At 64.3% G+C, this 12316-nt stretch carries 12 protein-coding genes and 1 pseudogene; 3 read left to right on the plus strand and 10 right to left on the minus strand.

Annotation, left to right across the window (positions count from 1 at the left end; translation table 11 throughout):
- Positions 1-29: 29 nt before the first annotated feature.
- The 5 genes from ATY02_RS20855 to ATY02_RS20875 all read right to left on the minus strand — a co-directional run bounded on the left by ATY02_RS20855 (position 30) and on the right by ATY02_RS20875 (position 7715).
- Positions 30-3131: an efflux RND transporter permease subunit gene (locus ATY02_RS20855; protein WP_068586358.1), complete on the minus strand. Its 3102-nt coding sequence runs from the start codon at positions 3129-3131 to the stop codon at positions 30-32.
- Positions 3128-4411 carry an efflux RND transporter periplasmic adaptor subunit gene (locus tag ATY02_RS20860; protein WP_083236093.1) on the minus strand — a complete coding sequence of 428 codons (1284 nt, stop codon included), beginning with the start codon at positions 4409-4411 and terminating at the stop codon, positions 3128-3130. Before ATY02_RS20860 ends, ATY02_RS20855 begins: the two co-directional genes overlap by 4 nt.
- A gap of 27 nt (positions 4412-4438) precedes the next feature.
- Positions 4439-5050 (minus strand): TetR/AcrR family transcriptional regulator, encoded by a 612-nt coding sequence (locus ATY02_RS20865; RefSeq protein WP_068586353.1) that lies wholly within the window; start codon positions 5048-5050, stop codon positions 4439-4441.
- A 224-nt stretch (positions 5051-5274) separates the two neighbouring features.
- Entirely contained in the window at positions 5275-6483 is a 1209-nt protein-coding gene (locus ATY02_RS20870; RefSeq protein WP_068586349.1) for an MFS transporter, read from the minus strand.
- A gap of 59 nt (positions 6484-6542) precedes the next feature.
- Complete coding sequence (locus ATY02_RS20875; RefSeq protein WP_068586346.1) at positions 6543-7715, minus strand: MFS transporter; 1173 nt, start codon at positions 7713-7715, stop codon at positions 6543-6545.
- A 95-nt stretch (positions 7716-7810) separates the two neighbouring features.
- On the opposite strand from ATY02_RS20875, the gene ATY02_RS20880 reads away from it, so the two are divergent.
- Positions 7811-8728, plus strand: coding sequence for a LysR family transcriptional regulator (locus ATY02_RS20880; RefSeq protein WP_068586343.1), 918 nt, complete (start codon positions 7811-7813; stop codon positions 8726-8728).
- A gap of 1 nt (position 8729) precedes the next feature.
- Here the strand turns inward: ATY02_RS20880 and ATY02_RS20885 are convergent, their stop codons facing one another.
- Complete coding sequence (locus ATY02_RS20885) at positions 8730-9428, minus strand: pentapeptide repeat-containing protein (protein WP_068586341.1); 699 nt, start codon at positions 9426-9428, stop codon at positions 8730-8732.
- Positions 9429-9821: 393 nt separating this feature from the next.
- Between ATY02_RS20885 and ATY02_RS36680 the strand changes: the two are divergent.
- Positions 9822-9917: pseudogene (locus ATY02_RS36680) on the plus strand (acetyltransferase); the annotation flags it as partial.
- An 83-nt stretch (positions 9918-10000) separates the two neighbouring features.
- Here ATY02_RS36680 and ATY02_RS20895 read toward each other — a convergent pair.
- Positions 10001-10648 (minus strand): Qnr family pentapeptide repeat protein, encoded by a 648-nt coding sequence (locus tag ATY02_RS20895; protein ID WP_068586339.1) that lies wholly within the window; start codon positions 10646-10648, stop codon positions 10001-10003.
- 179 nt (positions 10649-10827) lie between these two features.
- Here ATY02_RS20895 and ATY02_RS20900 point away from each other — a divergent pair, with 179 nt between their 5' ends.
- The gene (locus tag ATY02_RS20900) at positions 10828-11157 is read left to right on the plus strand and encodes a hypothetical protein (protein ID WP_068586336.1); all 330 of its coding nucleotides are present in this window, start codon (positions 10828-10830) and stop codon (positions 11155-11157) included.
- On the opposite strand, the gene ATY02_RS36685 is transcribed toward ATY02_RS20900, so the two are convergent.
- From ATY02_RS36685 to ATY02_RS20915, 3 genes are all read right to left on the minus strand, one after another.
- Positions 11114-11353: a LysR substrate-binding domain-containing protein gene (locus ATY02_RS36685; RefSeq protein WP_206600868.1), complete on the minus strand. Its 240-nt coding sequence runs from the start codon at positions 11351-11353 to the stop codon at positions 11114-11116. The two genes, ATY02_RS20900 and ATY02_RS36685, sit on opposite strands and share 44 nt — an antisense overlap.
- A gap of 57 nt (positions 11354-11410) precedes the next feature.
- The gene (locus ATY02_RS20910; protein WP_068586332.1) at positions 11411-11722 is read right to left on the minus strand and encodes a hypothetical protein; all 312 of its coding nucleotides are present in this window, start codon (positions 11720-11722) and stop codon (positions 11411-11413) included.
- Between the two features lie 213 nt (positions 11723-11935).
- Positions 11936-12235 carry a hypothetical protein gene (locus ATY02_RS20915; RefSeq protein WP_141698256.1) on the minus strand — a complete coding sequence of 100 codons (300 nt, stop codon included), beginning with the start codon at positions 12233-12235 and terminating at the stop codon, positions 11936-11938.
- Between the last annotated feature and the right edge of the window lie 81 nt (positions 12236-12316).

A 12316-nucleotide genomic window follows, 5' to 3' on the forward strand; every position in this document is an offset into this window, starting at 1 on the left:
CAAAGGTTGGCTGGCCACCCGGCCCGCATTCACAGGCGCCCTTCGGCGCGGTCCTGCGCCGTCACCGAGGTCAGCCGGGCCAGGCGCGGCGCCAGCCACTGGTTCAAGTCGTCCAGGTAGCTGAACACCACCGGCACCAGCACCAGGCTGAGCAGGGTCGAGGTCACCAGGCCACCGATCACCGCCACCGCCATGGGGGCGCGGAAACCGGCATCGGCCCCGGTGCTGAACACCGCCGGGAGCATGCCGGCGACCATGGCCAGGGTGGTCATGATGATCGGCCGCGCCCGTTCGGCTCCCGACTGCATCAGGGCCTGGTGCCGGGACACGCCGGCACGGCGCTTCTCAATGGTGAACTCCACCAGCAGGATCGAGTTCTTGGTGACGATGCCCATCAACATCAACAGGCCGATGACCACTGGCATGTCGATGGCGGCGCCATACAGCAACAGCCCGCCGATGGCTCCGCCCACCGACAGTGGCAGCGCAGTGAGAATGGTCAGTGGCTGCAGGAAATCGCGAAACAGCAGCACCAGCACCGCGAACACCATCATGATGCCGAAGCCCATGGCCACGGCGAACTTGTCGAACATCTCGGTCATGTACTCGCCATCGCCGTACTCCATGCGAGTCACGCCCTGGGGCAGGTCTTGCAGGGCCGGTAGCTGCTCCACGGCCTCCAGTGCAGTCCCCAGGGTCAGCCCGGACAGATCGGCATCCACCGAGATCCTGCGCAGCCGCGAGAAACGCTCGATCCGCGCCGGCCCGCTGCCATAACCGATATCGGCCACGGCGCTCAGCGGCACCACGGTGCCGCTGTTGGTGCCCACGCCAAGGTTGTTCAGGGCATCGAGATCACCCTGCTTGATCTGCGGCAGCAGTACCCGGATCGGCACCTGGCGATCGGGAAAGTTGAAACGCGCCGAGCTGGAGTTGATCTCCCCCACGGTGGCGATCCGCGCCACGCTGCCGATGGCCTGGGCACTGACCCCGGCCCTCGCCGCCTCGTCCGCCCGGGGCTGGATCAGCAGTTCCGGACGTGCCAGCGGCTCGTTGACCTGGACGTTGGCCAGCCCCTGGATACCGCGCATCTGCCGTTGCAAGGCATGGGCGGCCTGGCTCAGGACCTGGCCATCGGCCCCCACCAGGATGATCGAGACATCCCGTGCCGCGGCCTCGCCACGAAAGGAATAGCGCAGGTCGGCAAAACCGTTGAGCAACGGGCGCAGGGACTGCTCGAAGGCTTTCTGGCTGAGTTCGCGCTCGCTGGCCGGCACCAGCCGGACCAGCAGTTGCCCGGTCGCCACGTCGGTGGTGCCGGACGGGTCTTCACCGCCGGCGGTGGCGAACACCGAGAGCACCTCGGGCCGCTGGCGCAGTTGCTCGGCCATGCGGGTGAAAACCTCGTCGGTCTGGGCCAGGGGCGTGCCCGGCGGCAGGAACACATCGATACGCGTCAGGCTGGTGTCGTTGACCGGCATGAAGCCCGAAGGCAGCAGCGGCACCAGGGCGAACGAGCCACACAGGAACAAGCCGGCGATACCCAGGCTTCGGCGTCGATGGCCCAGGGCCCATTCCAGCAGGTTCAGGTAGTGCGCCAGGATTCCCCGCGGCGAGGCTGGCGCCGGGTCGTGTCCTCCACTGGCGCAGGCCTTGGGCGCCAGCAGATAGGCCGCCAGCAGGGGCGTGACCAGTCGCGCCACCAGCAACGAAGCCAGCACCGCCGCCGATACGGTGATGCCGAACGGAGCGAAGTACTGGCCGACGAAACCACCGATGAAGCTCACCGGCAGGAACACCGCAACGATGGTCGCCGTGATCGCCACCACGGCAAAGCCGATGGCGTCGCTGGCATCGATGGCCGCCTGGTAGGGACGCTTGCCCTGGTCCAGATGACGCTCGATGTTCTCGATCTCGACGATGGCGTCGTCCACCAGGATGCCGATCACCAAGGTCAACGCCAACAAAGTGATGCTGTTGAGGGAATAGCCGAAGGCGATCATCACCACGAAGGTCGGCAGGATCGAGAGCGGCAAGGCAATGGCAGCCACCAGGGTGGCACGCCAGCTCCTGAGGAAGACGAACACCACCAGCACGGTCAACAACGCGCCTTCTACCAGGGTCATGACGGCAGCGTCATAGCTGGCCAGGGTGTAGTCAACGGTGGACGAGACCTGGAGGATCTGCAGGTCGGGGTTTTGCTGCTGCAAGCGCTGGATCGTGGCCTCTACCCCGGCGGCGACCCGGGTGTCGCTGGAGCCTTTGGCGCGAAACACTGCGAACCCCACCACCTCCCGACCGTCGAGCCGGGCCCTGGAGCGGGCCTCGCTGGCACCGTCGTAGACCTTGGCCAGGTCCTCCAGGCGTGCCCAGCGTCCATCGGACAAGGCAATGGGTGTATTGGCCAGGGCGTGCACGGTCGGTGCACTGCCCAGGGTGCGGATGGATTGCTCGCTGCTGGCCACGCTGGCCCGCCCACCAGGCACGTTGATATTGCTCTGCACCAGTTGCGCATTGACCTGGTCGGCGGTCACGCCCAGGGCTTGCAGGCGCTCGGCCTGCAACTCGACCCTGACCTCGCGCTCGACGCCACCCTGGCGCTGGACCTTCTGTACCCCCGGCACCGCCAGCAACTCACGGCTCAGTACATCGTCGACGAACCAGGACAAGTCAGCCAGCTGGCGGTCGCGCCCCTGCACCGCATAGTTGAGGATCGCCCCGCCCTCGACATCGACACGGGTGATCATCGGCTCCTCGATGGTCTGCGGCAGGTCGGCGCGGATCAGCGCGATGGCGTCGCGGATATCGTTGGCCGCGCGTCCCGGGTCGACCCCTAGCTGGAACTCCACGGTGGTCAAGGAAATACCGTCGCCCACGGTGGAGGTGATATGGCGGATCCCGGCCAGGCCCGATACCGCGCGCTCGACCCGCAGGGTCACCGAATGCTCAAGTTCGGTGGGCGCCGCCCCGACCTGGGAAATCACTACGGTGATCACCGGGAACTCCACCCTGGGATTGGCATTGATCGGCAACTGCACGAAAGAGAACCAGCCAGCGACCGTCAACACCAGGAACATCACCAGGGTGGGGATCGGCCGGCGGATCGCCCAAGAGGACAGTTGCAGGCTCATGGCGTCGCCCTCGACGGCTCGTCATCCGGGTTGACGATATCGCCATCGCGAACGAACGCCGAGGCCTGGGCCACGACCCGCTCACCCTCGGCGAGGCCAGCGAGCACCTCGACCTGGATACCATCACGCCGACCGACACGAACCTGGCGCAACTTGGCCGTACCGTCCGGCTCCAGCACCATGACCGAGGCCTGTTCGTCGCTGACGAAAGTCAGGGCCCGCTGTGGCAGCACCAGGCTCGTGGCCTGTTGCGGTCTCTCCAAGCTGGCGCTGGCGAAGCTGCCGGCACGCAGGCCGGGCTCGGCGGCCAGGGCAATGCGTACCCGGGCTCGCCGGCTCGTAGGGTCGACCTTCGGGGCCAACAGGCGCACAGTGCCGGCCACTGGCGTCGCCACCCCCGCTGCCTGGACCTGTACCTGGGTGCCGACTTCAAGCAGGCCCAGGCCGTTCTGCGTCACTTCGCCGTCCAGCTCCAGCTGGTTGTCGCGGATCAAGCGAAACAATGGCTCGCTACCGCTCATGGCTCCGATACGGGCATGGCGCTCGGAGATCACCCCCGCCACCGGTGCCCGCACCACGGCTTTCTGCCGCTGGGCCCGGGCATCCGCCAGCTCGGCCTGCGCCTGTTCACGCTCGGCCTGGGCTGCCGCCAGGTTAGCCTCGGCAGACCGCGACTGGGCCCGCTGCTGGTCCACCTGCTGGGCACTGGCAGCACCAACGCTGCCCAGTTGATCGAGGCGGCCAAGGCTGGCCCGGGCCTCGGCATGCAGCGCCTGGTGCTGGCGGATCAGAGCAGTGCTGCGACGCAGCGCAGCCTCGGCCTGTTGTACCCGGGCGTCCAGAGTGCTGGTTTCCAACTGCGCCAGGGTCTGGCCCGCTATCACCTGGTCTCCCTCTTCCACCAAGACTGCCGCGACGCGCTGTTCTTGCAACGCGGTGCCAATGGCGATTTCTTCCCGGGGGACCACACTGCCGCTGATGAACAGGTTCTGCCCGACACTGCCCGGCTGGGCCACAACGCTGCTGACCTTCATGGCCGGCGCTACCTGGTTGTTATTGCCACCGGGCAGTTGGGTTCCTGGCAGCCACAGCGCCAGCACGGCGACCACCAGGGTCAGCAACGCCATGATCAGGAGCTTGGGCTTGTGCTGGGCCAGGCGTTGGAGCCGCTGCTCGCGCCGTTGCTCGGGGGTGGGATTCGTCGGGTTCATCTGCTGGATTCTCGAATGATTACGCGCGCCCTTGCGCTGGGCGCAATGCTCTGCCGTGGAGCTGGCCATGGCTGCCTGGAGTATTGCGGGCGGTACTCAACCAGGCTCCAGGGGTTGGGGGCGCAGAAAGCGCCGAATGATCTGGCGCAGCATGGGTTGGTGCTCCCGGGCCTTGAACCCGGGCTCCAGCACTACCCTGGCGATGGCGCCCTCGGTGAGCGCCACCAGCCATACCGCGGCCTTGTCCGGGTCGAGCTGCGGGTCGACCTGGCCGGCGGCCATGCCGCGTTCGAGCAACACCGCCAGACCCGCCTTGACCTGGGCTTCATTGGCCGCGAACAGTGCCCCCACCTGCGGATTACGCGTGGCCTCAGCAGCGACCTCGATGCTGATGCGGGCCTGCAGCGGGTCGCTGGAAAGCGCCATCATGGCCAGGGCGAGTTCCTCGATGGCCCCCAGTGCGTCCTCGGCAGCGGACCAGCGCTCGAACAAGCGGAGCATGTTGTCCTGCTCCTGCTCGGCAATGGCCGCGATGATCGCTGCCTTGCTAGGAAAGTAATGAAACAGGTTGCCCGGGCTCATCCCGGCAGCGGCGCAGATCTGTGCGGTGCTGGTGGCGTGGAAACCGTGGCGGGCGAAACATTCCACCGCGGCGCCAAGGATTTGGCGACGCCGATGCTGTGCCTTGTAGGGGTCTGCCGTTCTCATTGCTCATCCTGGCGCAGCAGGCTCGTGCAGCGCGATGAATAGACTGATTGATCGATCTATTTTTGAGTCCAGAGCCAGCCGCGGCCAACGCTCCACGGCATGGCCGGGATCGTCCCCTGGCTGGCGATCTGCAATGACGACAGGCTAGCGCGGAGCTTTTCCGGCAGCTGTAAATCTATGTGAAAAATGGTGCATAACGACTGCAAGCGCATGGCACCTGCGACTCAGCCGCCCTCGACGTGCAACCCACGTTGCACGTACCACGACAGTGGCAGCGTCAACAGCAGGAGCGCCGCCAGTACCATGATCGCTACCATCACGCTGCTGGCATCGCTGAGCAGGCCTGCCAGAACCGGGGCCAGCGCCCCGCCGCCGATGGTGCCGGTGTAGAACAGCGAGAACGCCTGTTCGCGCTTGCCGGCAGCCGCCAGGTCCGGCACTGCGCCATAGAGCACCGATGAGGTGCCGTTGAGCACCAGGCCCAGCAGCGGCAACATCAGCATCAGGCCGCCATAGGGCAGGAACACCGCCAGCACGATCAGGCAGGCCGTGCTGGATTCGGTGATCCAGACGGTCTTCATCATGCCGATGCGGGCCCCGAGATAACCGCAGAACAGCTTGCCGAACGCGCCGCCGATGAACAGCAGGGTCAGGGCCAGGCCGATCCCGACGCTACCCGCGCCCTTGGCCTTGAGCAGGAACGGCAGGAAGGTCAGGAAGCCCATGCGCACGGCACTGTCCAGCGTGCCGGTGACGATCAGCGCCCCTAACCCAATGAGCGAGCCATGGCCGTTGGCGGCCTTCGGGGCCTTGCCCTGCATGGCCAAGGTACTGTCCCTGGATGGCATCAGCCACCACAGCAGCACTGCGCAGCCCAGCCCCAGCAAGCCGACCAGGGTGACGCTGGCCCGCCAGCTGGCCACGGCCAGCAGCAGCCCCACCAACCCGGGAACCAGGGTCTTGCCGATGTCTCCGGCGAAGTTGTACTGGGCCAGGGCTTCCTTGACCCCGCCACCGGCTTCATGGGTATCGGTGATTATCGATGAGGCCAGGGGGTGCTGGGTGCTGGCGCCCAGGCCTCCGAGCGCCAGGGCCAGGAGCAATACCGCAAGCCCGGTGGCCTGCCCCGCCAGCAGGTAGGCCAGCCCGGCCAGTGCGGTACCGCCCACCAGCAATCGCTCGCGCCCCCAGCGCCGGGCCGCCCGACTGGCCAGCAACTGGAAGCCGGCCATCATGGCGGAGTAGACCCCACGCAACAGGCCGATCTGCCCATAGCTCAAGGCAAATTGCGCCTGCCAGAGCGGTAGCAATACGTAGATCACATCGGTGAGCCCGTCATGCACGGCATGGGCGCTGCATCCGGCCAGCAGGGAGCGGCGACGTACCTGGGTGTCGTTGGCGGGGGCCGGGGTGGCGTGGTTCAGATCGTTCATGATGTGGGCCGGATGAAGTGGAGGGAAGAAAGCAAACAACGTCGCAGGCGCTGGCTGAATCAACCGGCCAACTGCCGCCGGGGTTGCGGGGCGCGCCAGCCAAACCAGCCGATCAGCAGGACCAGCAGTTGGAACATCACGATCAGCGCTACGCAGCCATGCCAGCCCCAGCGCTCCCAAAGCAGTGCCGGGACCAGAGCCCCGCCGCTGCCCCCCAGGTAGTAGCAGCTCAGGTATAGCCCTACCGCACGAGCCTTGTTTGGCCCGGCCCTGGTACTGGTAAAGGCATTGGCCGCAGCCTGGGCCAGGAACACCCCGGTGGAGCTCAGCGCCAGGCCCAGCACCATCAGCCACAGGGAGGACAGTAGGGTCAGGGCCGAACCGCAGACGCCCAGCAGCGCCGCGACCGCTAGCAACTCGACCTGGGGACGGGAGCGGCTCAGGCGACCGGCGACGGGAATGACCACCAGTGCCAGCAGGAATACGCTGTAGAGCGTGCCCAGGGCCGCCGGCCCCAGCGCGAAGGGTGGCTGGCTGAGGTAGAGCCCGGCATAGGTAAAGGTGGCGACTTGCGAAAACAGTACGCAGAACCCCACGCCATAGGCCGCCAGCAAGGGTTTGCTGCACAGCTCACGCAGACCCGCCCGGCGCGTGGTGTTACCGGCCGGCACGGGGGGATTGGCCGGCAACAGGCGATGGATGGCCAGGCCGATGAGCACGCTCAGGCCCGCCAGTACCACAAAGGCCTCGCGCCAGCCCAGGTACTGGGTCGCGACGCCGGTGACAAAGCGCCCGGCGAAGCCGCCGAGCACGGTACCGGCGACATAGAGGCTGGTGACTTCGGTGACGGTGCCGCCGCTCCAGCGATCGCCGATATAGGCCACGCTGGTGGCGAACACCAGGGGAATCAGCAGGCCTTCGACCAGGCGCCAGGCCAGCAGCTGGAACAGGCTGCCAGCGCCAGCCAGCAACACCGACGGCAGTGCCAGGAGCAAGGCGGCCAGCACGATCACCGTCCGCTGTGGAAAGCGGCTGCTCAAGCGCGTGCTCAAAGGCGCGCTGAGCGCCACACCCAGTGTGGTCAGGGTGATGCTCCAGCCGGCCTCCGCGGTGCCCACGGCAAACTCTTGGGCCAGTACCTGGAGAATGCCCTGGGTGGCATACAAATGGAGAAAAGCCGCGCAACCACATAAAAACAGGGCCAGGCGGGCGTGATGCTGGGGCAGATTCATGAAACCTCTCGTTTTGTGACGAAAGGGCTTTATAAAATACGCCGCCGAACCAAGACCAATACCGATTTTCGACCGATCGATACCCGGGAGCCAGGATGCTCGATCTACGCAGGTTGCGTTACTTTCTGACCGTCGCCGAAGAGCTGCACTTCGGCCGCGCCGCCTTGCGCCTGCACCTCGCGCAACCGCCGCTGACCCGCCAGATCTCGACGCTGGAAAACGAACTGGGATTTCGGTTGTTCGACCGTACCAGCCGCGCGGTGTCCCTCACTCCCCAGGGCCAGCACTTCCTGCCCTATGCCCAGGCGGTGCTGGAACAGGTGGAGCGGGCCCAGGTCATGGCGGACAAACTGGCCGCAGGCAGCGCCGGGCAACTGGCCCTGGGCTACGCCAGCTCGATTGCCTTGTCGGAGTTGTTCAGCCAGGCGCTCCAGGCTTTTGCCCAACGCTTTCCGCAGGTTCAACTGACCCTGGTGGAAGGCGCGTCGGTCAGCCAGTGGGGGCAAATCGTCGACGGTCGTATCGATATCGGCCTGAGCCGGATGCAACCGCCAGAGGAGCTGAGCGAAATCCACACCCGGTCCCTGGGCGATGAACCCCTGGTGGCGGCGCTCGCCAGCGACAGCCCGCTGGCGGCCCGGGCCGAGGTGAACCTGGCTGCGCTGAGCGAGTACCCGCTGATCCAGTTTCCGACCGGCTACGGCTCGGGACTCAACGAGGCCATAGAACAGCTGTACCGACGCAACGACCTGCCCCTGCGCCCTGGCCCCAGCGGGCGCCAGATCACCTCGATCATTGCCCTGGTGGCGGCGGGCCAGGGAATCGCCCTGGTACCCAGCTGTACCCAGACACTGGCCCGCAAGGGCGTGACCTACCGGCCAGTGACCGACCTGGGGGCCAGCGCCCCGCTGCTGGTATTGACCCGCAGCCAGGGGCGCAGTCACCTGGTGGAAGCGTTCTTGGGGGTGATCGATGAATTGTTCGAGGCACAACAGGCCACGATGCGGACCTGAATCAGAGCACCGTAAGCCCAAGGCCAGCCAACAGCATGCCGGCCTGGCTACGGGAAATGATCGCCCCCTTGAACAGCTTGGCGTCCACCAGCCGCAGGCCCTGCAGGCTCGCCTCGCGCAGGTCGGCATCGTCGAAACGGGCATTGTTCACCCGGGCCAGGGACAGGCTGCCGCCCTCGACGAACACCGCCTTGCGAAAATCGCAGTAGGTGAGGTCGGCCTCGCTGAAATCGATCTTGTACAGCTGCGCCTTGTAGAACGAGATGCCGGACAGCATGGCGCTGTTGAGCAGGCAATCGGAGAAAACCAGGCCCAGGGCCGAGACATCGGCGAAATTGGCCCCCGTCAGCTTGCAACCCTCGAACTGTACATGGGCGACCTTGCTGCGCTGCCACAGGGTGTTGTTCAGGTCGCAGCGTTCGAAACGGGCATCGGTGAGCACCGCCGAGCGCAGGATCGCCTGGCCGGCCCGACAGCTGAGCCACTGGCTATTGCTCAGGTTGGCGGCGGTCAGGTTGCTGCCGCTGAAGCTGCAACGTTCGAAATGGGCCCCGGCCAGGTTGATGCGAGACAGGTCCTGGCCGCTCAGGTCCAGGCCTACGCCACGCACGGGCAAGGTTTGGCTGGCGACCAATTCGGCCAGGGAACGATCTTGCAGATCCTCGGGGGTGATGTCGAAGTAACCGTCTTGCGCCTGCATGCTCTCTCCTGAGCCTGGGGTTGATGGGGTGCATCTTCTGGATGCGGTCTTGGGAGGTCAAGGCTGGTCGTTGGTTCCTTGCATGACCGGCGCCTGGCAGGAATACCTTGCCCCCTGCCCTGCGCCAGGGTGAATCCGTTAGGCTTGGCGGCTGATGCCAGCAACGGTATTGCCACGAGGCACCGCACACCGTGGACGTCCACGCAATTTGTGGGGCTGGAGGGTTTGGCCGTTTCTTCCATGCCAACCTGTAATAACCATGTGGCCCATGACTGCATCATCGGCGACTTCGTCACCTTCGCTCCCAATGTCCATTGCAACGGTGCGGTGGTGATCGAGGACCATGCCTGTATCGGCGCCGGGGCCATCATCAAGCAAAGAACGGCAGAACGCCCCACCGTCATCGGCCGTAGCGCGGTGATCGGCATGGGGGAAGTGGTGACCAGGAGCGTGGCACCCTACACCACGGTCTGTGGCAATCCGGCCCAGCCGCTGCACAAGGCGCAATGAGGTGGCCTGGGCAGCCTTCGGGATACAAGAACGCCGTGGCGATTCACAGGCCGCAATCGCGGCTAGCCGATCACGTTGATTCCCAGGTGTGCGGCAAGGTGGCTGATCTGGTCACGGTCGAGCTTGACCCCGTCCAGGTTCACCAGCCGGATATCCAGGTCGCCCAGTTGCGAGTTGGTCAGGTCGCAGCCGGTGAAGTCGGCAGATCGCCAGTCGAACAGGCTGAACTCGCCACCAGACAGATCCGATCCGGTAAAACTGGCCCCGGTGACATTGGCACCGGTCCAGCGGTTGTCCCACAGCTCGCACTTCTCGAGGTTCACCTTGGAGAAGTTGCTGTAGGCCAGGTTGCTCTTGTTGATGTAGGCATTGCAGAACCAGGACTTGCTGGAAATCACGTTCATGAAACTGGCGCTGCTGAAGTCGGCGCCCTGTGCCTTGCACTCAGTGATCTCCAGCCCCAGGGCGCTGGCAAAGTTGAACACGCAGACCGTCAGGTCGCAGCGCTTGAACGAGGCGCCCTTCAACTTGGCGCTGCGAAAGTTGCAACCCACTTGCCGCTCGGGGTCGTAGAAGCTGCAATCGATGAATTGGGTTTCCGACAGGTCGACCCGGGAAAAGTCGCAATCCAGAAAGGTTACGCCCGTAACGACCTGACCGGTAAGTTCCTCCACGCCGATGCGCTTGTTCTCAAAAACCTGGGACTCCATGGCACTTTCCTACACAATCTGTGGCCGATAACTCGACCAACCTAGCACCCCGATAGAGCCAATTGAAGCCTTTTCGTCTCACCCTTGCCCCTGCCAAGCCATGCGAAACCCATGCTGGTACAGACCACGGCGCTCTTGGCCAGTGATTCACCCTGCTTCAGGAGACAGGAAGCCCCTCTATGGAACACGTCATAAAGCACCTCGCCACTCAAGGCCTGGTACTGTTCATTTTCTTTTCACTCATGTACCACGTAAGCAACATCCGTCGCTGGGATGTCACGACCCAGGAAGACTTCGAGCAGGCGCTGAAACGCCTGCACATCGACAAGTATCAATTGCTGGTAGACCGCCGCGTATCACCGAGGCCGAAACGACAGGGCGAGATCTACCGCATCTTGCATGACCACGCCGAAAACTACTTTCTCTACCAGCGTACCGGCAGCAACCCGGGCGTACTCCAACCGCTCACCAAGGAGCGGGCGCTGCTGGCGGCCAAGATGAACAGCTGAGCCGCGAGTCCGGGAACGAGCTTAGAAGCACTTCGTCCCCTGGGGAAAACTGTTCCGTCAGGAACTGCGCGAAACTGCGCAACCTGGCCGAGTGATATCGATCTGGCAGGTACACCACATTCACCGGGCGACTGGGCAGCTCCTGCTCTGGAAAGAGTTGGACCAGGCGTCCCGCCTGGACATCCGACTGCAACAAGAGCGCGGGTTAACGACCCTCGCGAGCAAGCTTCGCTCCTACAGGGGATCACCTCGCTTAAGTGAACAGCATTGCAGTGCAGGTCGGTTCCTGGGAGGTTTCTGTCTGCTCTGACTGGGCTCGCAGCGACTCGCGGGCGTAGGCAAAGAGAACCAACCCATCCATGAGATGCGGGTTGCTCTGGGTGCCAGCCTTGTTGCGATAGGTATCGCCACAGAACTCGAAACAACCGGTATCGACTGCCGCCTCATAGTCGGCAATGTGCTCACCCAGCGCCTCATCGAACAGGATGATATCGCGGTGGTCGATGGCACGGCTTTCTTCGCAAAGCCACGCGAGCAGCAGAGTGGCTCGTTCTGTATGGGTCATGGGCTTTCCTGGTCGAGGTGAGCGGAGCCAGACCTTGCCCCATAAGGAGGATCAAGTCCAATCGCCTGCACTAGCCGGGCTGCATACATCACCCACAGAGAAAGCCATTGGACCGAGGCGCTATCGGCGGTAGACACATTCAACACCGTTCGCCCAACAGCGATAGCAGACCAGGCCCAGACCGTGCTGTGAGTAGCAACCGCTCACCTGCACTCATATCCCTGGTCCCGGCACCCAACCGCACTCATCGTGAAGTTGCCGGATGATTTTGCGGAATCCTACGTGAGTGCACGGTCGTCCTGGAGCGACCTCCTCAACCATTTGATTCATCTGCTTTTCCGACAACCCTGGCGTTAAGACCAATGGAAAAAGAGATCTGATGTGGCTCTCACTGAGCCATTTATTGCTGAATGGGTTGAAACAGATGCTTTTCCCTGGTCGGCGATCTTCAACCGTCAAGCCATGCTGAGCCGCGATCTCAAATACGCGCTGCACAAACTCATCTTCTGTCATCGCTCTCTCCCTGCCGACTTCGTGTCGGACCTAGGATCAGTAGCCCAATTCTACGAATAACGCCAGCCCGGCCAAGCCGTC

The organism is Pseudomonas sp. BIOMIG1BAC, assembly GCF_001705995.2.
GTDB classification, from domain to species: domain Bacteria; phylum Pseudomonadota; class Gammaproteobacteria; order Pseudomonadales; family Pseudomonadaceae; genus Aquipseudomonas; species Aquipseudomonas sessilinigenes.